The organism is Geoalkalibacter subterraneus (assembly GCF_000827125.1).
GTDB classification, from domain to species: domain Bacteria; phylum Desulfobacterota; class Desulfuromonadia; order Desulfuromonadales; family Geoalkalibacteraceae; genus Geoalkalibacter_A; species Geoalkalibacter_A subterraneus.
The window spans coordinates 3,249,584-3,269,417 of sequence record NZ_CP010311.1 but is presented as its reverse complement, the minus strand read 5'-3'; the positions used below and the strand labels follow the sequence as shown (position 1 = coordinate 3,269,417).

Below are 19,834 nucleotides of genomic sequence, written 5' to 3'. Positions count from 1 at the left end.
GTTTAGCCACTCTGATAAGCTGACTGAGACTATATAAAAATCCATGGAAAATGACTTATGTCACGAACTTGGCAAGTTTCTGAAACCTGATCGTCAACACAGATTCTGCTGACGAGCCGTAAATTGGATGAATGAACCGTGCAGATTGGAAGGATTAAATACCCAAAACCGCTTTTGCTGCTTGCAAGTTTCCAATTACTCGCCTTGTTTGTTTATCTGAATGTTAATATTGTCAATGTGGGCGAAATTGGAACCGCTTTGCCTTTGTTGGCTGCTTATGTCGGGTTGTCCAGCTTGCTTTTTTTGTGTATATGGCTAAAGAAAAAACTCTATATTCGATTTCACTTGATGCTGTTCCTGCTGTTGATAGTTTGGGTAGCGATCCGAATTATCATTGATCTGGGTGATATGGAGTACCTAAAGCAAATCACCATAGCAACAACCGGTGGTATGCTACTGTTTTACCTATTAGGTGCTTTTTTAGGTTTGAGCTACCAGAGTATTTTGACCCCCAGTAACAGACTATTTGCTGTCAAGTTTGTGATAATGCTTTTTGCCTCTTTGATGGTGTGGGTACTTTATAATTTTTCACAACGCTTGCACCCGCACCTCTTCTATCTGCTGGATGTGGATGGTTCCTACCAAAGATCTGGTAATTTTTTATCCATATTGTGCATCATCTTCTCTTTTATTTACCTTCAACTGGTTTTGAAGCGCATTGGGCAGGTTGTTCGCATTGCCAGTTGCTTTTTTTGGCTTGGGGTTTACACCTTATCAACATTCATGGCTTTGGTCTCATCCCAGCTCTTTGGCTCAAATAGCGCGACAGCGGTGATTCTGGGTGTGTATCTCATCACATTGGTGATGAACCTTATATTGCCCAAAAAGACAATCTGGCTTAACTATCTTAAGCAAAGGTTAGCACTACCTTGGTCGAAGCGCTTGGTTAAGCAGCTCACTCTAATGCCTGTTGTGGCGCTCGCCCTTTTTGTTGCGCACTTGGTGCTTATCATTAGGGCAACAGGCTTTGATCTTACCAGTTTGCGTTTATTGGGTTTCGGTTCGGGCAGCAACACTTCCTTGCTCAGCCGTATAGAAATTTTGTTAGAAACCGGCGCGAATCAGATGAGTTATTCGCCTTTTCTAGGGAATATCAACGTGGCCTACCTCACAACTGGTGATTCTGGCCGCACCCTGCATAGCTTCTTTCCCTATGTAATGGCGAACTTGGGTTTGGTTGGATTGACAATTGTATTAGCCCTGTTCGCCAGTGTCCTGATGCAGTTATGCCATGAAAGTAGTCGGGTTAGTGGTGGGTGTTTATATGGTTATCAGTCAAGCATGATTGCGCTTTATTCGATCTTTATCTTCTTATACATTCTTTTTTTTGCAAATCTGGCAACAGGTGTCTCTTGGGCTGTTCTTTGGTTTACCTTTGGTTTTATATCTAAGCCTTTTGGATTTAGTAAATGAAAAAAATTGCTAACGTTGTTTTGAATGACTTCACCAATGACAGTCGAGTCCTGAAGATATCCAAATCTCTTTTACATTTTGGATATGACCCTACTGTAGTCGCAATGCATAATATTGGGCTGTCAGAGCATGATTCTATTCAAGGTGTTAAAACCCACCGCCTTAAGTTGATTTCGCGCCCTTGGCCCAAGTGGAGGCCAATTCAGATTTTAAAATATGTTGAATTCGTGTTTCGAGCAGTATGGAGATATAGGAATGTTGATATCGTCCATTGCAATGACCTTAATGCACTACCTATTGGTGTTCTGATAAAAATCTTGAACAAAAATGTAAAAATTGTCTATGACTGTCATGAGTATGAAACTGAAATGGATGGCCTTAGCGGCTTTGAAAAATTTGTAAAAAAAGTGATGGAGCGCCTTTTTATTCCTTTCACAGCAAAAATCACCACAGTAAGCAATTCTATTGCTAATGAGTATGTCAAACTTTATAAAATATTTAAGCCGGGGTTGGTATTGAATTGTCCCGCTTATTATGAACAGCCAAAAAATAATATTTTTAGAGATACTTTAGGTATCCGGTCGGACCAGGTGATATTTTTATATCAAGGTGGTCTAAAAGGTGGCCGTGGCATTGAACTGTTGCTGGAATCCTTTTCAGGTTTTGAATCGGATAAAAACGTATTAGTGTGCATGGGCTATGGACCGCTTGAAAACCTAATTCAAAAAAAAACAGAACAGCACAATACTATTTTTTTCTATCCTGCAGTTAGCCCTGATGTGCTCTTGAATTATACTAGTTCGGCTGATTATGGGATTTTGTTTTATGAAGATACTTGCCTAAATCATCGTTATTGTTCGCCTAATAAGATATTTGAATATTTGATGGCAGGTTTGCCTGTATTAACCTCCAATCTGTTTGAGATGAAGCGTTTGGTAGAAACAGAGGGCGTGGGCATTGTTGCGCAAGAAAACACAGTGGAAGGCTTTAGGAAAGCCGTTGAGGCCTCTCTAAAACAAAATTACACAGCCATTCAGCAGAATGTTTTCGCCGCCCGAAAAAAATATTGCTGGGAAGAGCAGGAGAAAGTTTTAAAAGGAATCTATAGTGCTCTACACAAAAGTATATAAAGATATATTGAAATATCTTTTTTCAACAAACGACTTTTCTCAACTTAGTATTGGAAATGGTTATCCTTATCCGTTGGATTTGGGATTTACATTAGAAGATGAAAGCTTTTATTACCATCCTCAGGATAAAGATGGTGTGCCATATCGTTTATATCAATCTGTAGGTAAGCAATATAATCCAACCCGAATCGCAGCCTACGCGTTGGCCAACTTTAATTGTTATGCATTGTACAATTATGATAGCTGCTTCGAAATTTTCCTAAAATGCGCAGATTGGTTTTTAGGTATAGAGGATGCCCGTTATGAGTATCACTTTGATTGGTCTGATCTGAAAGCGCCTTGGATATCCAGTATGGCGCAAGGTGAGGCGGCTAGTGTCCTTATCAGAGCATATAAAATTACAGGGGATGAAAAGTATCTAAAACATGCAAAGCTCTCATTGGAGCCTCTCTTTGTTCGTATTGGATCTGGTGGTGTGCAGTCTCTTCTGCCTGATGGTTCACTCTTCGTAGAAGAGTATCCCTCCAGAAATCCAACTCATGTGCTGAATGGATTTCTATATGCCTTAATTGGGTTAGGTGAGTATGCTGAGATAACTGAGAGCAAACGACATAAAGACCTGTTTCGCCAACTATCTTTGTCTGTTTGTACAAACATAGATATTTGGTGTCATGGACGGTGGTCGTTATATGAAGATAGGATAAAAGCAAAGGGTCTCAATTTCTGTACGCCTTCCTATCACAACTTACAAATAACTCAGCTAAAGTGGCTGAATGCGCGGGTAAATGATCCTGAAATTGAAAAGACTATCAACGCTTGGGAGAAAGGCCTTGGGAACCTTTGGACACGCCTGTTTGCCTTTGCAGGGAAAGCCTATTTCCGTTTAAAAAATAGAGCGCAACGATGATCCATATTGTTCACCTAACTTCTGTTCACAGCCGCTATGACACGCGTATTTTTTTGAAAGAGTGCACGTCGCTGGCTGACCAAGGTTTTACCGTTTCCTTGGTGGTAGCCGATGGTAATGGTGATGAAGCATGTGATGGCGTGCATTTTTATGATGTTGGCGCCTCTAAGGGTCGACTGGATCGTATCCGCAATGCACCTGCGCGTGTCTATAAAAAAGCATTGGAGCTTAATGCCGATCTTTATCATTTGCACGACCCTGAGTTGATTCCCATAGGTATAAAACTGAAACACGCAGGTAAAAAGGTGATCTTCGATTCGCACGAGGATGTTCCGCGGCAACTGTTGAGTAAGCACTACCTGAATAAAACAGCTCTTAAAATCATTTCAAAGATTTATGCCATATATGAAAAGTGGACCTCTCGCAAGCTGGATGGCATTATTGCCGCGACACCATTTATTCGTGACAAGTTTTTGCCTATAAATCCTGTAACCGTTGATATCAACAACTTTCCTCTGTTGCCTGAACTTGAGAGCCAGACCTCTTGGGACGATAAGCAACCGGAAGTGTGTTATGTCGGAGGAATTGCAAAGATTCGAGGAATACATGAGGTGGTCGATGCCATGGGGTTGGTGCAATCAGATTTCACCCTGAACCTTTGTGGTCAGTTTGGTAACCCCACCACTGAGGATGCTGTCAAAAATTCTCCTGGCTGGAAAAGGGTAAAAGCCCATGGTTTTGTCAATCGTGCCGGTGTGCGAGATGTTTTATCGCGTTCGGTTGCCGGGGTTGTCACTTTTCATCCATTGCCAAATCACCTCGATGCTCAGCCTAATAAAATGTTTGAGTACATGAGTGCAGGAATTCCTGTCATTGCTTCTGATTTTCCTTTATGGCGTCAGATTATCGAAGGTAATCAATGTGGGTTGTTGGTTGACCCCCTTGATGCCAAATCTATAGCCGAGGCCATTGATTATCTGGTAATGCACCCAGAAGAAGCGCGGAAAATGGGAGAAAATGGCCGACGCGCGATAGAAGACAAATACAACTGGCAGGCTGAAGAGAAAAAACTTTTGGATTTTTACCAACAAATTTTGAAGGGATAGGGATAGTGAAAAAAATACTAACCGTCATCGGAGCGCGGCCGCAGTTTATCAAGGCCAGCGTGGTGTCTCGGGCTATCCAGCAAACCGATGGTTTAGAAGAAATTCTGCTACACACCGGCCAGCATTTTGATGCCAATATGTCGGATATTTTCTTTAATCAGTTGAATATTCCACGCCCTGATTTCCAACTGGATATTCACGGTGGCAGGCACGGTGAAATGACCGGCCGTATGCTGAAAGAGATTGAAAAGGCCTTGCTGGCGCACAAGCCGGATCGAGTGCTGGTATACGGTGATACCAACTCAACCCTGGCCGGAGCACTGGCAGCGGCCAAGCTGCATGTCCCTGTTGCCCACGTCGAGGCGGGGCTACGCAGCTTTAACATGCAAATGCCTGAAGAGATCAACCGTATCCTCACCGATCAGGTCAGCGATCTGCTTTTCTGCCCAACAGATGCCGCGGTACAGAACCTGAACAATGAAGGCTTTGCCAACAAACCCGTTCAGGTATTGCAGGTGGGCGATGTGATGCAGGACTCAGCACTGCTATTTACAGAAAAGGCCGAACCGCCTGCGGGGGATTTGCCCGAAAGATTTGTTCTGGCTACTCTTCACCGTGCCGAAAACACCGACTACCCCGAGCGCCTGGCTGCCATTGTGGCTGCGTTGAATCAGATTCACGGGACTCTGGTGCCGGTGGTTTTGCCGCTGCACCCACGTACCCGTAAACTCATTGCTCAACATGGTCTGGAACTGAAGGCGCATTTGATCGATCCTGTCGGATATTTTGAAATGGTCTGGTTGCTGGACCATTGCCAATTGGTACTCACCGATAGTGGTGGGGTTCAAAAAGAGGCCTTTTTCTTCGGAAAGCCCTGCGTCACCATGCGTGATCAAACCGAATGGGTTGAATTGGTGGCGATTGGCGCAAACCAATTGGTTGGGGCGGATAGTCGAAAAATAATCGAGGCTGTAAAAACCAACTTTGGCCGTGAGGTGCAGGACACCCAAGAACTCTATGGGGGCGGTAAAGCGGCTGATAAGATTGTTGAAGTGCTTGCTTTTTCGTAATAATTCTTTTCATCTATGGTTTCTTTTCGATCATATTATGAACTTTCAAGTAGGAATTTGATGAATATTGTATTTATTGCGCACTTTGCCGGATCGCCCCGTCACGGCATGGTCTACGGTCATTATTACCTGGCTCGCGAATGGGTGCGGTTGGGCCACCAAGTAACGGTTGTTGCGGCCTCTTATGCTCACACGCGATTTCAACAACCGGATAGCCAAATAAGTGAAGAAAGAATTGATGGAATCCGTTATATATGGCTTAAGGTTCCTAGGTATAACGCTGCTGGCCGCGTAGGCCGTGTGCTTAATATTATCGCTTTTACCATTGCCTCATATTCCCCTTTTTTACGTAAGAAGCTTGGAAAGTTAGATCTTGTTATTTCTTCCAGCCACCATCCCTTCAGCATTTTTCCTTCTCAATCTTTGGCAAAAAAAAGCTCGGCCAGACTGGTCTTTGAAATTCGTGATCTTTGGCCATTAACACTTATTGAGCTAGGTGGGACATCTGCTAGGAATCCATTTATTAGGATGATGCAATTCTCTGAAGATTACGCATACCGTCATTCTGATAAAATTGTCAGTGTTCTTCCCGGAGCAAAATCTTATATGTTGCAACATGGCATGGCGCCAGATAAGTTCGTTTTTATCCCTAATGGTGTGGATTTAGGTGAAGCAAAAACAAAAATTGACTTGGATGGTAAAATTAAACGTATCCTGGAAGCTAAGAAAAAAGACGGTAAGTTTATAGTAGGTTACTGTGGTCGTATAGGTTTAGCCAATTCACTACATACTTTGGTAAAAGCTCTTGAGCAATGTGCAGATTCAGATATTTGTGTTGCTTTGCTTGGAGATGGGGCAGAAAAAAAGAACTTACAGATGTATGTAGATAAGAAAGATTTAAAAGAACAGGTTCTTTTTTTTGATTCTGTAGCTAAGGAACAAGTTCAGGGGTTTCTTGATTTGTTAGATGTGGCATATGTCGGCTTACAAAAACAACCTCTCTTTCGTTTTGGTGTAAGTCCAACAAAAATAAATGATTATTTGCTGGCTGGTAAGACCGTGATATCGGCTATTGAGGCTCCAGGTGAAATAGTCAGCGAGAGCGGTGCTGGCTACAATTGTAACGCCGAAGATCCAGAAAGTTTGTGCAAGTGCATAAAAAAGATGAAGGAGCTATCGGTTGATGAACGAGAATCGATGGGGCAAAAAGGACATAGATGGATCCTTGAAAACCGCGACTATAGAATTCTGGCTGAACGCTTTCTAGAAAAGGTGATGTCCCGGTAAAGCCTGTTTGATACAAAAATCGCTATTATAGAAGGGTGCATAACAGCAACCACGTCATGGCTCTGGAAGAGATCGTGGATCTGCAGCAGCAGTCACTGTCTGTTTCCTATGACGATTGCCTCTCTCATACAACCTTGGCAGACCTTGATCCTTCCTTGCTGAATCGTTTATTGGTTCACCCGCAGAATCTATGGGTGACCACAGGTTCAGGCAGGTCACCAAGTGTATGATATAGCGCAAGTTTTATGACTTCAAAGCTTTTGAAACCGTAGGCTTTTTTCGTGGTCACTTTCGCCTTGTTGTTGAGACCCTCCACGGCACCCAAGGCAATCTGCTCTTTGGCCCGGAAATAGTTGAGAATCAGGCCCCGGTGAGAGCGCAGCATCCGGGCGACCTTCTTCATCGGATCGATCCGCGAGCGCATGGTTCGCTTGCACCAGTCATCCATAAATTTGTCAGACCCCGGGGACGTTGTTTACTCGTTTACTTTCCGGGACGACCCAGGGGACGTTGTTTACTCGTTTACTTTCCGGGGGGATGACAGAGAGGCGCGAAACTCGGGACGAGGGGCGCGAAGGTCAAAGGTGCGACTCGCATTTTCATGTGTCGTCTTTGGGTTTGGTGGCCGCCATGGGGGGCAGACATTTTGAACCTGGGGTTCCCTTCAGCCCTCAGCCTTCAGCCTGGTAAGGACTCGCAATGGCTGATGAGATCACCCCTTCAATCTTCAATTGACCTCATGCCGCACTAGTGACACACTTGTGAAAAGGAGGTGCGACATGCCCGCGAAAAATCCGAGAGTCAACGTCGTTTTGGAAAAACCTGTTTATAACGCTCTTCATGACCTGGCTGAAAACGAAGGGGTATCCATGTCCATGTTGATGCGCGACCTGGTGAAAGAAGCGCTCGAGCTGCGTGAGGACAGGGCGCTGGCAGAGTTCGCTGCGGAGCGGGAAAAAGATTTCGACCCCAGCGAAGCACTGAGCCATGACGAGGTTTGGGGGTAGGGGTGTGTTTTCGGTTGTTTACCACCCCCAGGTGAAGGCCCGCGATATTCCCAAGCTGAATGGTGATATACGCCAGCGCATAAGGAAGGCTGTTGAGGCCCGCCTCATGGTGGCTCCACAGGAGTATGGCGAACCCCTGCGAAAAACCCTTAGGGGCTACTGGGAGCTCAGGGTTGGGGATTACCGGATCGTGTTCAAAGTTGAGGGAGACGAAATTCTTATCCTCGGCATCTGCCACCGCAAGGAAGTCTATCCTTTGATGGAAAAGCGCCAGTGATTAGAGAAGATCCAAGGGACGTTGTTTGCTCGGTGGATATTTCCAAGGCGCGCGAGGTTCTGGGGTGGCCGGTGAGTGTGGATGAGGGGTTGAGGAGGGTGGTGGAGGGGAAGAGTTGAAAGCTATGTGGGGGCGAGCTTCAATTTGAGAATAGCGATCGACTCAAGTCGAGGATAATGTTACCTTATCAAAAGGTATTACTTCTTGATAAGGGAGAGAATCATGGCGACCTCTATAAAGATTGATGATGACCTCAGGGCGCGGATACGTTCCCTTGTAAAGATTGAAAGGACACCCACTTAAAGATTGACACTCCCCCTAAACTCAAGTAGGGTTCTTTTCATGACAACGAAGACCCTGGGGACGTTGTTTACTCGTTTACTTCCCGGGGTGAATGAGGCTCACCCTTTAAGGCATTAAACAGGTTGTCCAAATCTTCGGTCCACTGTCTGGCCAGTGTTATTCAGCGGATCTATAGGACACCCACTTAAAGATTTTAATGGCGACTCTAAATGACACCCACTTAAAGATTGACACTCCCCCTATGCGACTCTATAGGACACCCACTTAAAGATTGACACTCCCAAGTAGGGTTCTTTTCATGACAATGCCCCGATCAAACCTTGTGAGCCTCTCCGACACGCCGTGGTACCACGTTGTCTCGCGTTGTGTGCGCCGTGCGTACCTGTGTGGGGAAGATTATTCCTCTGGAAAGAACTTTGAACATCGCCGCGGCTGGATCGAGAGCCGCATTTGCGAACTCTCCTCGATTTTCGCCATCGATGTGGCGGCCTACGCCGTTATGAGCAATCACTACCATATTGTTGTGCGCATCGATGCCGAGCGCGCAGCGGGGTGGGGCGATGAGGAGGTTCTAGCGCGGTGGACTCGAATATTTTCCGGGCCTGGGCTGGTTCAGAAATATTTGGGCACTGAGCGCGACACCCTCAGCGCTACAGAGTTGTCAAACATCGCTGCGCTGGCCGAGACCTATCGCAAGCGTCTTCACGACCTGTCCTGGTTTATGCGGGTGCTCAATGAGACCATTGCCCGCATGGCCAATGCTGAAGACGGGGTGACTGGTCGGTTTTGGGAGGGGCGCTTCAAAAGTCAAGCGCTGCTTGACGATCAAGCCTTGCTGACCGCCATGGCGTATGTCGATCTCAACCCTGTGCGCGCAGGACTTGCGCAAACGCCCGAAGAAAGCGCTCATACCTCCGTGCGCCGGCGCATTGCCGATCTTTTTCCTAAAACGGCAGAAGAAGAGGCCTCCCCCGCGGAAAAAAGAACGCCGCCTGCGGCGCAGGTCCGTAAAGCCGCCGCCGATCTGCGCCGCAGACAAGAGCACGTCCGTCCCGAAAGCGAACTGCGCCAGCTTGAGCCGGCCCCGTTGCTGGATTTTTCTCCGTCGGTCCAGGTTGACGGCGCCATTCCCTTTACTTTGCCTGACTACCTGGAGTTAGTCGATGCGCTCGGACGCGCCGTCCATCCCGCCAAGCGCGGTTTTATCCCCGAAACCACTCCTGCCATCCTCTCGCGCCTGAACATTGATTTTGACACCTTTTTCGCAACCGCCGATCAATTTCTGAGCGGTTTCGGTAGTGCCGTGGGGACTGCGCAACATCTGACCGCGCTGGCCGAGCAGCGACAGTGCCGGTATCTGCGTGGTGTCGGGCAAGCCCGATCTGTGTTCGGCCGCGTTGCATAGCTGTTTGTTCGTGGTGTCCTACGCGGGAACGTTTCGTCGTGCTCTCCCCCCACCATCGGTCACTTGTTGTTGCCCATGCACGCCGTAGTATGATGCGCTGAATCTTGGCGCCTCCTGATCCGTCGGAAAAGCCTCTGGATATTCGATAAACTCGCCCGCCCCTGGACTGGCTCAACCAGAGCGGCACACAAAATCCAAACTGGTTATTTACACGGCTCCAGGAATTTAGGCCGGAATAAGCGAAGCGTTTCCGGCAACCCGACCCAGCAGCAAACCTCGTAGCATGCCTGGGGCGGCTGACGCCTTATCCCGGTCTGCCTAATCCACGTTTGAGTAAGCGGACAACCAGAATCCAAAAAAAAAATCCAACACCGGGCCGGGAAGGGGCCATTTTTCGAAAATTTGCCTTCTTCGCCGCGCCCTTCAGGATTGCCCTTCTCGACCCCCGGGCTCCCCTGTAGGCCCTCCTGGATGCCTCGCACGATCCCCCTCGCGCGTTTCGCCCAAAAACCGCTCAGATCATGAATTTCGAAGCAGTTTTATCTTTTAAAAACAACCACTTACGCATGTTGCCGATTTGCTTTTCGCGCCATTTTCTGCTAGCGTTCCAACCATGAACCTACACGACCGTGCTTCCAGAAATATCGCCCGTCGACTCTCCTTTCAGACCGCCGCCAAAGACCAGGCCGGCATTGCCCTGGATCTGGCGGCGGGTAAGGACGTGCCGGAGGTTTATCACCTCAGTGACGCCGGCTTCTTCGACGAGTTCTTCTATTTCCTCGAAGAGATCGGGGTCATGCCTCGCCTGCTGGAGCTTGACCCGAAAGTCTCCAGCCGCCCGACGACCGTCCGCTTTCCTGCGGTCATCCTCATCTATCTGATGCGCATCGTCGCGGGCCTGGCGTTCTATTGGCACATCGAACCGGTGGTTCTGCACTCGCAGGCATTGATGCGCCTGGTGGGGTTCAACGGCCGGGAGATTCTGGAGGGGACGAGCCTGCGGGGGCGTAAAAAGCCCACCGCCGAGACCTCCCCGGAGGCTGCCGATAGCCCGGACGGCTCCGGACAGAGCGAGCCGGGCAGCCCGATCCGTGGCCCGGTCTGCGCCGATTCGATTGCCACCTACATCCAAGCGATTGCGGCTTCCGCGCTGGAGAGGCTCTTCAACACGGTGGTGGCGGTGCTGGCCGCTCGTTCGTTCTTTCCCAAGACCGTGCATGCGACACTCGATGCTTCGGAAATCCAGTCGACTCAGCGCTGTGAGGGCTGCGGCATGGTCTCCAAGGAGAAGCCGCCGACGCTGCGCCTGCGCAAGGGGCGCATCAAGAAGGTGCTGGAACGGGTCTTCGGGTTCAAGATCTGGGTGATCTGGGAGCCGGTCAGCGGCTTGCCGCTGGCCCTGCGCTTTGCCACCATCGAGACCGCCGATGTGACCCTGGCCCGGGAGGTGGTCGCCCAGGCTCTGAGCAATCTCGGCGGGCAGGCCACCTTGTCGTCGCTGGCCTTTGACCGGGGGTTTACCGATGGCGCCTTCTGGTGGTGGCTGCACCAGCAGGGGATCCACTTCTATGTCCCGGCCAAGAAGAACATGGCGGTCTATGCCGATGCCCTGGCCTGCGCTGCAAACGGGGTCCGCCAGAGCCGGCAGAAGACCCGCTCGGTCGGGCACGGCAAGAACAAGACCAGCGTGGTCGATCGCTGGGAGGCGGTCGGGATCGACGGACTCACCTCGGCCGGCTTCTATGGCGAGCACGGCAGCGGCTCCCACGAACATGCCGCAAACTTCTCGGCCAATCCGATCAACGCGGTGGTGGTCGTGGATGATCCCTACTGCCGAAACAACCCCGGTTGCGACACCATGGTGATTCTCACCAACGCTGCGGTCGCCAAGCCGCTTTGTGCCTACGATCGCTACGACCGCAGAAGCGAGATGGAGAACGCCCTGTTCCGGGAGGCGAAGCAGGCATGGTTCATCGAGCGGCCGGCAAAGAATACCGCCAGGGCGTTTCGGGCTCATGTCTACCTCACCCTGCTCACCATGGCGCTCTCCACGGCGTTTCGCACCTGGCTGGAGCAGCAGGACAAAAAAGAGCGCGCCGGGGAGCAAACCGGCATCCGCAAGTACCGGCAGCAGGTCCGTCAAGACAACGGCAACAAGGTCATTGTCTTCGACGAGGGGCGCTATGCCATCTTCGAGGTCTATGAGCTCGTCATTCTCTGCGGCAGAACGGTGGTCAGACCGCGAGGAGTGCCGGAGAGCATAACCACAACGGATATCCTGCGCAAGTACGGGGCGATTAAGGAATAGTCCCAATCCGCCAGCCACCCCACTTCCATCGCCCCATCCCTGCATTCCCTTTTTGGCTCGATCGTCTCAGTGCCCCCACGCAGACAGCCGCAAGGCGCCGCCCGTTGCATTTCGCAAGCCAGGCCAGCCGGCGCCTCCAAGCTCCCTCCGATATTCCGGATCGATACAACCCTACTTTGTCCGGGGTGTGCCCTGCTCAAGCCCACACAACGCTGTCAAATGGTGTGATTCGGGCCGTGGCTGTTCCGGCTCACTCGGTTTGTCGAATATCCAGAAAGCCCAGGGCGAATTTGTTCCCTCCCGGGAACACGCTCTAAGCCTTGCCCCAGCATAAAGTTCTGGTCATTTGTTCTCCGATGGGGTATAAAGGGTTCGTCCTTTGCCCTTGGAGACCCTGTCGTGAATCTGAAAGAAATCCATGTACGACCCGTTTCAGCCCTCGAGGAGGACCGATATCGGGAGACAATGCAAGCGCATCATTATCTGGGAGATCTGCCCAAGATCGGCGAAACCCTCTGGTACGTTGCCATATTGCGCCAGCAGTGGGTCGCTTTGCTGAGCTTTTCCGCTGCGGCCTTGAAGTGCGCCGTTCGCGACCAGTGGATTGGCTGGGATCATCGGCGCCAATATGACCGCTTGAAGCTGGTTGCCAACAATAGCCGTTTTTTGATCCTGCCGCAGTGGCATTTGCCCAATCTGGGCTCGCGCGTCTTGGCGCTGTGCGAACAAAGAATCCAGCGCGACTGGCTGGAGCGCTTTGGCCATCCGCTTGTGCTGATGGAGACCTTTGTCGATCCGCAGCGCTATCAAGGCACGGTTTACAAGGCGGCCAATTGGCTATGCCTGGGTCAGACCAAGGGATTTCGCCGAACCCGTCAAGGTTATAGCAACCTCGCACAGTCCCCGAAGATGGTGTTTGTTCGTGCGCTGCAGTCCAATGCCCAATCGCTCTTGTCCCGCCCCCTGCTTGGGGCGCCCTATTGTCCAGGAGACGTGAAAATGTTGTTGACAGCCAATCAAATGCGATCCTTGCCAGAGTTTTTCACCGACATCCCCGACCCGCGCCGCGCCGCAGGGAAACGCCACCGGCTGTCCACCGTTTTGGCCATTGCCGCCGGGGCGACGCTTTGCGGGATGCGCGGGTACAAGGCGATTTCCGATTGGGCCAAAAGTCTTGGCCCCAAGGCGCGCGAGCGCTTCGGATGCCGTAAAAAACAAGGGCAGTACCTTGTCCCGAGCGAATACATCATCCGCGATATCCTCATCAGGGTCGATCCGGATCATCTCGACCGCAGCTTTCAACGTTGGAACGAGGCTTACGCAGGCGCGGATGAAAGCCTCGCCATCGACGGCAAGACCATGTGCAACGCCACCGACGAGCAAGGCCGCAAGACGCATATCATGAGCGCGATCGGCCACGAGACCAAAACCTGCCACACCCAAAAAAAGTCGGCCTCCTGCCGATAGACGATGGCAGCGACGAGGTCAAGCAAACGAACGAAATCAAAATGGCCATCCCCTTGCTCGAGGCGATCAGCATCGAAGGCAAGACCATCAGCGCCGACGCCCTATTGACGCAACGCCGATTGGCCCGCTACCTGGTCGAAGACAGGCAGGCCCATTACCATTTCACCGTCAAAGGCAATCAGCCCCGGCTTCTCGAAGACCTCACCCTGTATTTTCATGGCCGCCAAGAACCTCACGCTGTCACCGTCGACTCCGACCATGGCCGGATCGAGACGCGGAGGATCTGGGTCACCGCCGAGCTCAACGACTATCTCGACTTTCCTCACGTCGGTCAGGCTTTCATGGTCGAACGCGAAAGGGTCAACAAAAAGAGCGGGAAAGTCTCAACCGAAACCGTTTACGGAATCACCAGCCACACACCGCAGCAGGCCGACGCCCAGCGCATCCTCAAGACTAATCGCAACCACTGGTGCATAGAAAACAGCTGCCACTACATCATTGACTGGAATTACGACGAAGACCGAAGCCGGATACGCACCGGCCATGGGCCGGAAAACATCACCCGGCTCCGACGCTTCGCGGTCGGTCTGATTAAATCAAAAAGCGTCGGCAGCGTTGCGCAGAAAATGAGGATGCTCGCCATGAACCCCCGCGCCGTCTTCGACTACCTGCGAATGACCGATAATACAAGGAGCAGGCGCTCGGCTGCTGGATGCAATTAGAACAAATTTGCCTTGCAATCAGGGCCAGGGCGAATTTGTTCCCTCCCGGGAACACGCTCTAAGCCTTGCCCCAGCATAAAGTTCTGGTCATTTGTTCTCCGATGGGGTATAAAGGGTTCGTCCTTTGCCCTTGGAGACCCTGTCGTGAATCTGAAAGAAATCCATGTACGACCCGTTTCAGCCCTCGAGGAGGACCGATATCGGGAGACAATGCAAGCGCATCATTATCTGGGAGATCTGCCCAAGATCGGCGAAACCCTCTGGTACGTTGCCATATTGCGCCAGCAGTGGGTCGCTTTGCTGAGCTTTTCCGCTGCGGCCTTGAAGTGCGCCGTTCGCGACCAGTGGATTGGCTGGGATCATCGGCGCCAATATGACCGCTTGAAGCTGGTTGCCAACAATAGCCGTTTTCTGATCCTGCCGCAGTGGCATTTGCCCAATCTGGGCTCGCGCGTCTTGGCGCTGTGCGAACAAAGAATCCAGCGCGACTGGCTGGAGCGCTTTGGCCATCCGCTTGTGCTGATGGAGACCTTTGTCGATCCGCAGCGCTATCAAGGCACGGTTTACAAGGCGGCCAATTGGCTATGCCTGGGTCAGACCAAGGGATTTCGCCGAACCCGTCAAGGTTATAGCAACCTCGCACAGTCCCCGAAGATGGTGTTTGTTCGTGCGCTGCAGTCCAATGCCCAATCGCTCTTGTCCCGCCCCCTGCTTGGGGCGCCCTATTGTCCAGGAGACGTGAAAATGTTGTTGACAGCCAATCAAATGCGATCCTTGCCAGAGTTTTTCACCGACATCCCCGACCCGCGCCGCGCCGCAGGGAAACGCCACCGGCTGTCCACCGTTTTGGCCATTGCCGCCGGGGCGACGCTTTGCGGGATGCGCGGGTACAAGGCGATTTCCGATTGGGCCAAAAGTCTTGGCCCCAAGGCGCGCGAGCGCTTCGGATGCCGTAAAAAACAAGGGCAGTACCTTGTCCCGAGCGAATACATCATCCGCGATATCCTCATCAGGGTCGATCCGGATCATCTCGACCGCAGCTTTCAACGTTGGAACGAGGCTTACGCAGGCGCGGATGAAAGCCTCGCCATTGACGGCAAGACCATGTGCAACGCCACCGACGAGCAAGGCCGCAAGACGCATATCATGAGCGCGATCGGCCACGAGACCAAAACCTGCCACACCCAAAAAAAGTCGGCCTCCTGCCGATAGACGATGGCAGCGACGAGGTCAAGCAAACGAACGAAATCAAAATGGCCATCCCCTTGCTCGAGGCGATCAGCATCGAAGGCAAGACCATCAGCGCCGACGCCCTATTGACGCAACGCCGATTGGCCCGCTACCTGGTCGAAGACAGGCAGGCCCATTACCATTTCACCGTCAAAGGCAATCAGCCCCGGCTTCTCGAAGACCTCACCCTGTATTTTCATGGCCGCCAAGAACCTCACGCTGTCACCGTCGACTCCGACCATGGCCGGATCGAGACGCGGAGGATCTGGGTCACCGCCGAGCTCAACGACTATCTCGACTTTCCTCACGTCGGTCAGGCTTTCATGGTCGAACGCGAAAGGGTCAACAAAAAGAGCGGGAAAGTCTCAACCGAAACCGTTTACGGAATCACCAGCCACACACCGCAGCAGGCCGACGCCCAGCGCATCCTCAAGACTAATCGCAACCACTGGTGCATAGAAAACAGCTGCCACTACATCATTGACTGGAATTACGACGAAGACCGAAGCCGGATACGCACCGGCCATGGGCCGGAAAACATCACCCGGCTCCGACGCTTCGCGGTCGGTCTGATTAAATCAAAAAGCGTCGGCAGCGTTGCGCAGAAAATGAGGATGCTCGCCATGAACCCCCGCGCCGTCTTCGACTACCTGCGAATGACCGATAATACAAGGAGCAGGCGCTCGGCTGCTGGATGCAATTAGAACAAATTTGCCTTGCCAGAAAGCCTGTAAGGACTTGCTTCATTGTGCGACATCCTATATTTTGAGTCCGCGATAGGAAGACCCAGGGGACGTTGTTTACTCGTTTACTTTCCGGGGGGATGACAGAGAGGCGCGAAACTCGGGACGAGGGGCGCGAAGGTCAAAGGTGCGACTCGCATTTTCATGTGTCGTCTTTGGGTTTGGTGGCCGCCATGGGGGGCAGACATTTTGAACCTGGGGTTCCCTTCAGCCCTCAGCCTTCAGCCTGGTAAGGACTCGCAATGGCTGATGAGATCACCCCTTCAATCTTCAATTGACCTCATGCCGCACTAGTGACACACTTGTGAAAAGGAGGTGCGACATGCCCGCGAAAAATCCGAGAGTCAACGTCGTTTTGGAAAAACCTGTTTACAGGAAGACCCAGGGGACGTTGTTTACTCGTTTACTTCCCGGGGTGAATGAGGCTCACCCTTTAAGGCATTAAACAGGTTGTCTGCGACTCTAAATGCGACTCTAAAGGACACCCACTTAAAGATTGACACTCCCTTTAAACTCAAGTAGGGTTCTTTTCATGACAATGCCCCGATCAAACCTTGGAAGATCCAAGGGACGTTGTTTGCTCGGTGGATATTTCCAAGGCGCGCGAGGTTCTGGGGTGGCCGGTGAGTGTGGATGAGGGGTTGAGGAGGGTGGTGGAGGGGAAGAGTTGAAAGCTATGTGGGGGCGAGCTTCAATTTGAGAATAGCGATCGACTCAAGTCGAGGATAATGTTACCTTATCAAAAGGTATTACTTCTTGATAAGGGAGAGAATCATGGCGACCTCTATAAAGATTGATGATGACCTCAGGGCGCGGATACGTTCCCTTGCGCAGCGCCGTCGCCGATCATCTCACTGGATTATGCGTGAGGCCATCGAGCAGTATGTGGCGCGGGAAGAGGCGCGCGAGAGCTTTAAGCAGGAGGCTTATGCGTCCTGGAGTGCTTATCAGGAAACCGGTCGCCACCTGACCGGCGATGAGGTGCGCGATTGGTTGGGCCGTTGGGGATCGGAAGACGAAACGGAGCTGCCTGATTGCCACGAGTAGTTATCACAGAGGGTGCTGCCCGAGGATTAAAGCGGTGTCGGCGCTTCTTGATGAACAAATCACCCGAAGCTGTGACGCATGCCGCCCTTGCCATACGCGAGCGCTTTGATCTGCTGATCTCACAGCCTGAAATCGGCCGCCCGCTCGGTGATGACCTCGATTTACGCGAGTTGCTCATCGAATTTGGTGATTCCGGGTATGTTGCGCTCTATCGTTACGATAACCTCGCAGATGTTGTTTATGTGCTGGCATTCAGGCATCAGAAAGAAGCGGGTTATTAAACTGCGAGGAGGCCCTCAGCCTGGCCATTGTTATTCAAGGAATTCTCCGGCGTGCCCAGCGATATTACCTTTGGGATGTTGTGGAATCATTTTCAACGCATTTGCAGGGCCGCGCCAGTCAATCTCTGGATGAGACTCTTTTGACACTATAGGACACCCACTTAAAGATTCTTAAAGGCCGACCCAGGGGACGTTGTTTACTCGTTTACTTTCCGGGGGGATGACAGAGAGGCGCGAAACTCGGGACGAGGGGCGCGAAGGTCAAAGGTGCGACTCGCATTTTCATGTGTCGTCTTTGGGTTTGGTGGCCGCCATGGGGGGCAGACATTTTGAACCTGGGGTTCCCTTCAGCCCTCAGCCTTCAGCCTAGTAAGGACTCGCAATGGCTGATGAGATCACCCCTTCAATCTTCAATTGACCTCATGCCGCACTAGTGACACACTTGTGAAAAGGAGGTGCGACATGCCCGCGAAAAATCCGAGAGTCAACGTCGTTTTGGAAAAACCTGTTTATAACGCTCTTCATGACCTGGCTGAAAACGAAGGGGTATCCATGTCCATGTTGATGCGCGACCTGGTGAAAGAAGCGCTCGAGCTGCGTGAGGACAGGGCGCTGGCAGAGTTCGCTGCGGAGCGGGAAAAAGATTTCGACCCCAGCGAAGCACTGAGCCATGACGAGGTTTGGGGGTAGGGGTGTGTTTTCGGTTGTTTATAGATCTATAGGACACCTATAGATCTATAGGACACCCACTTAAAGATTGACACTCCCCCTAAACTCAAGTAGGGTTCTTTTCATGACAATGCCCCGATCAAACCTTGTGAGCCTCTCCGACACGCCGTGGTACCACGTTGTCTCGCGTTGTGTGCGCCGTGCGTACCTGTGTGGGGAAGATTATTCCTCTGGAAAGAACTTTGAACATCGCCGCGGCTGGATCGAGAGCCGCATTTGCGAACTCTCCTCGATTTTCGCCATCGATGTGGCGGCCTACGCCGTTATGAGCAATCACTACCATATTGTTGTGCGCATCGATGCCGAGCGCGCAGCGGGGTGGGGCGATGAGGAGGTTCTAGCGCGGTGGACTCGAATATTTTCCGGGCCTGGGCTGGTTCAGAAATATTTGGGCACTGAGCGCGACACCCTCAGCGCTACAGAGTTGTCAAACATCGCTGCGCTGGCCGAGACCTATCGCAAGCGTCTTCACGACCTGTCCTGGTTTATGCGGGTGCTCAATGAGACCATTGCCCGCATGGCCAATGCTGAAGACGGGGTGACTGGTCGGTTTTGGGAGGGGCGCTTCAAAAGTCAAGCGCTGCTTGACGATCAAGCCTTGCTGACCGCCATGGCGTATGTCGATCTCAACCCTGTGCGCGCAGGACTTGCGCAAACGCCCGAAGAAAGCGCTCATACCTCCGTGCGCCGGCGCATTGCCGATCTTTTTCCTAAAACGGCAGAAGAAGAGGCCTCCCCCGCGGAAAAAAGAACGCCGCCTGCGGCGCAGGTCCGTAAAGCCGCCGCCGATCTGCGCCGCAGACAAGAGCACGTCCGTCCCGAAAGCGAACTGCGCCAGCTTGAGCCGGCCCCGTTGCTGGATTTTTCTCCGTCGGTCCAGGTTGACGGCGCCATTCCCTTTACTTTGCCTGACTACCTGGAGTTAGTCGATGCGCTCGGACGCGCCGTCCATCCCGCCAAGCGCGGTTTTATCCCCGAAACCACTCCTGCCATCCTCTCGCGCCTGAACATTGATTTTGACACCTTTTTCGCAACCGCCGATCAATTTCTGAGCGGTTTCGGTAGTGCCGTGGGGACTGCGCAACATCTGACCGCGCTGGCCGAGCAGCGACAGTGCCGGTATCTGCGTGGTGTCGGGCAAGCCCGATCTGTGTTCGGCCGCGTTGCATAGCTGTTTGTTCGTGGTGTCCTACGCGGGAACGTTTCGTCGTGCTCTCCCCCCACCATCGGTCACTTGTTGTTGCCCATGCACGCCGTAGTATGATGCGCTGAATCTTGGCGCCTCCTGATCCGTCGGAAAAGCCTGTAAGGACTTGCTTCATTGTGCGACATCCTATATTTT

Annotated in this window: 18 protein-coding genes and 1 pseudogene; 18 read left to right on the top strand and 1 reads right to left on the bottom strand. The window is 51.6% G+C overall.

The features are described 5' to 3' along the window. Positions 1–138: 138 nt before the first annotated feature. Genes GSUB_RS15320 through GSUB_RS18785 form a run of 6 tightly spaced genes read left to right on the top strand, consistent with a single transcriptional unit; the run spans position 139 to position 6,973 of the window. Positions 139–1,473 carry a hypothetical protein gene (locus GSUB_RS15320; protein ID WP_200890156.1) on the top strand — a complete coding sequence of 445 codons (1,335 nt, stop codon included), beginning with the start codon at positions 139–141 and terminating at the stop codon, positions 1,471–1,473. Then, positions 1,470–2,603, top strand: coding sequence for a glycosyltransferase (locus GSUB_RS15315; protein ID WP_040201585.1), 1,134 nt, complete (start codon positions 1,470–1,472; stop codon positions 2,601–2,603). Before GSUB_RS15320 ends, GSUB_RS15315 begins: the two co-directional genes overlap by 4 nt. After that, positions 2,581–3,510 carry a D-glucuronyl C5-epimerase family protein gene (locus tag GSUB_RS15310; RefSeq protein WP_040201584.1) on the top strand — a complete coding sequence of 310 codons (930 nt, stop codon included), beginning with the start codon at positions 2,581–2,583 and terminating at the stop codon, positions 3,508–3,510. Before GSUB_RS15315 ends, GSUB_RS15310 begins: the two co-directional genes overlap by 23 nt. After that, positions 3,507–4,616, top strand: a complete 1,110-nt coding sequence (locus GSUB_RS15305) for a glycosyltransferase family 4 protein (protein ID WP_084212156.1) — start codon at positions 3,507–3,509, stop codon at positions 4,614–4,616. The genes GSUB_RS15310 and GSUB_RS15305 overlap by 4 nt, the downstream gene beginning before the upstream one ends. A 5-nt stretch (positions 4,617–4,621) precedes the next feature. Continuing rightward, positions 4,622–5,686: a non-hydrolyzing UDP-N-acetylglucosamine 2-epimerase gene (wecB, locus tag GSUB_RS15300; RefSeq protein WP_040201583.1), complete on the top strand. Its 1,065-nt coding sequence runs from the start codon at positions 4,622–4,624 to the stop codon at positions 5,684–5,686. 60 nt (positions 5,687–5,746) lie between these two features. Next, a complete protein-coding gene (locus GSUB_RS18785; RefSeq protein WP_040201581.1) occupies positions 5,747–6,973 on the top strand; it encodes a glycosyltransferase family 4 protein in 1,227 nt (408 codons plus the stop codon). Between the two features lie 175 nt (positions 6,974–7,148). Here GSUB_RS18785 and GSUB_RS15290 read toward each other — a convergent pair. Beyond that, positions 7,149–7,427: pseudogene (locus GSUB_RS15290) on the bottom strand (transposase); the annotation flags it as partial. A gap of 325 nt (positions 7,428–7,752) precedes the next feature. Here GSUB_RS15290 and GSUB_RS15285 point away from each other — a divergent pair. The 12 genes from GSUB_RS15285 to GSUB_RS15230 all read left to right on the top strand — a co-directional run bounded on the left by GSUB_RS15285 (position 7,753) and on the right by GSUB_RS15230 (position 19,663). Then, on the top strand, positions 7,753–7,980 hold the full coding sequence (locus tag GSUB_RS15285; protein WP_040201575.1) for a ribbon-helix-helix domain-containing protein: 228 nt from the start codon (positions 7,753–7,755) through the stop codon (positions 7,978–7,980). Between the two features lie 4 nt (positions 7,981–7,984). Then, positions 7,985–8,257, top strand: coding sequence for a type II toxin-antitoxin system RelE family toxin (locus GSUB_RS15280; RefSeq protein ID WP_235269848.1), 273 nt, complete (start codon positions 7,985–7,987; stop codon positions 8,255–8,257). Positions 8,258–8,858: 601 nt separating this feature from the next. Further along, on the top strand, positions 8,859–9,965 hold the full coding sequence (locus GSUB_RS15275; RefSeq protein WP_040201574.1) for a transposase: 1,107 nt from the start codon (positions 8,859–8,861) through the stop codon (positions 9,963–9,965). A gap of 613 nt (positions 9,966–10,578) precedes the next feature. Next, a complete protein-coding gene (locus tag GSUB_RS15270) occupies positions 10,579–12,273 on the top strand; it encodes a transposase (protein ID WP_040201013.1) in 1,695 nt (564 codons plus the stop codon). Positions 12,274–12,738: 465 nt separating this feature from the next. Next, positions 12,739–13,740 carry a Druantia anti-phage system protein DruA gene (locus GSUB_RS18255; protein ID WP_052464442.1) on the top strand — a complete coding sequence of 334 codons (1,002 nt, stop codon included), beginning with the start codon at positions 12,739–12,741 and terminating at the stop codon, positions 13,738–13,740. A 41-nt stretch (positions 13,741–13,781) separates the two neighbouring features. Beyond that, on the top strand, positions 13,782–14,462 hold the full coding sequence (locus GSUB_RS15260) for an ISAs1 family transposase (RefSeq protein WP_040199265.1): 681 nt from the start codon (positions 13,782–13,784) through the stop codon (positions 14,460–14,462). Positions 14,463–14,672: 210 nt separating this feature from the next. Continuing rightward, positions 14,673–15,674 (top strand): Druantia anti-phage system protein DruA, encoded by a 1,002-nt coding sequence (locus GSUB_RS18250; protein WP_052464442.1) that lies wholly within the window; start codon positions 14,673–14,675, stop codon positions 15,672–15,674. A 41-nt stretch (positions 15,675–15,715) separates the two neighbouring features. Then, positions 15,716–16,396: an ISAs1 family transposase gene (locus GSUB_RS15250; protein WP_040199265.1), complete on the top strand. Its 681-nt coding sequence runs from the start codon at positions 15,716–15,718 to the stop codon at positions 16,394–16,396. Between the two features lie 813 nt (positions 16,397–17,209). Next, a complete protein-coding gene (locus GSUB_RS15245) occupies positions 17,210–17,482 on the top strand; it encodes a CopG family ribbon-helix-helix protein (protein WP_040201577.1) in 273 nt (90 codons plus the stop codon). Further along, the gene (locus tag GSUB_RS15240) at positions 17,470–17,763 is read left to right on the top strand and encodes a type II toxin-antitoxin system RelE/ParE family toxin (protein ID WP_040201576.1); all 294 of its coding nucleotides are present in this window, start codon (positions 17,470–17,472) and stop codon (positions 17,761–17,763) included. The genes GSUB_RS15245 and GSUB_RS15240 overlap by 13 nt, the downstream gene beginning before the upstream one ends. 462 nt (positions 17,764–18,225) lie before the next feature. Beyond that, positions 18,226–18,453, top strand: coding sequence for a ribbon-helix-helix domain-containing protein (locus tag GSUB_RS15235; RefSeq protein ID WP_040201575.1), 228 nt, complete (start codon positions 18,226–18,228; stop codon positions 18,451–18,453). A 103-nt stretch (positions 18,454–18,556) separates the two neighbouring features. Further along, positions 18,557–19,663, top strand: a complete 1,107-nt coding sequence (locus GSUB_RS15230; protein WP_040201574.1) for a transposase — start codon at positions 18,557–18,559, stop codon at positions 19,661–19,663. The last annotated feature ends 171 nt before the right edge of the window (positions 19,664–19,834 follow it).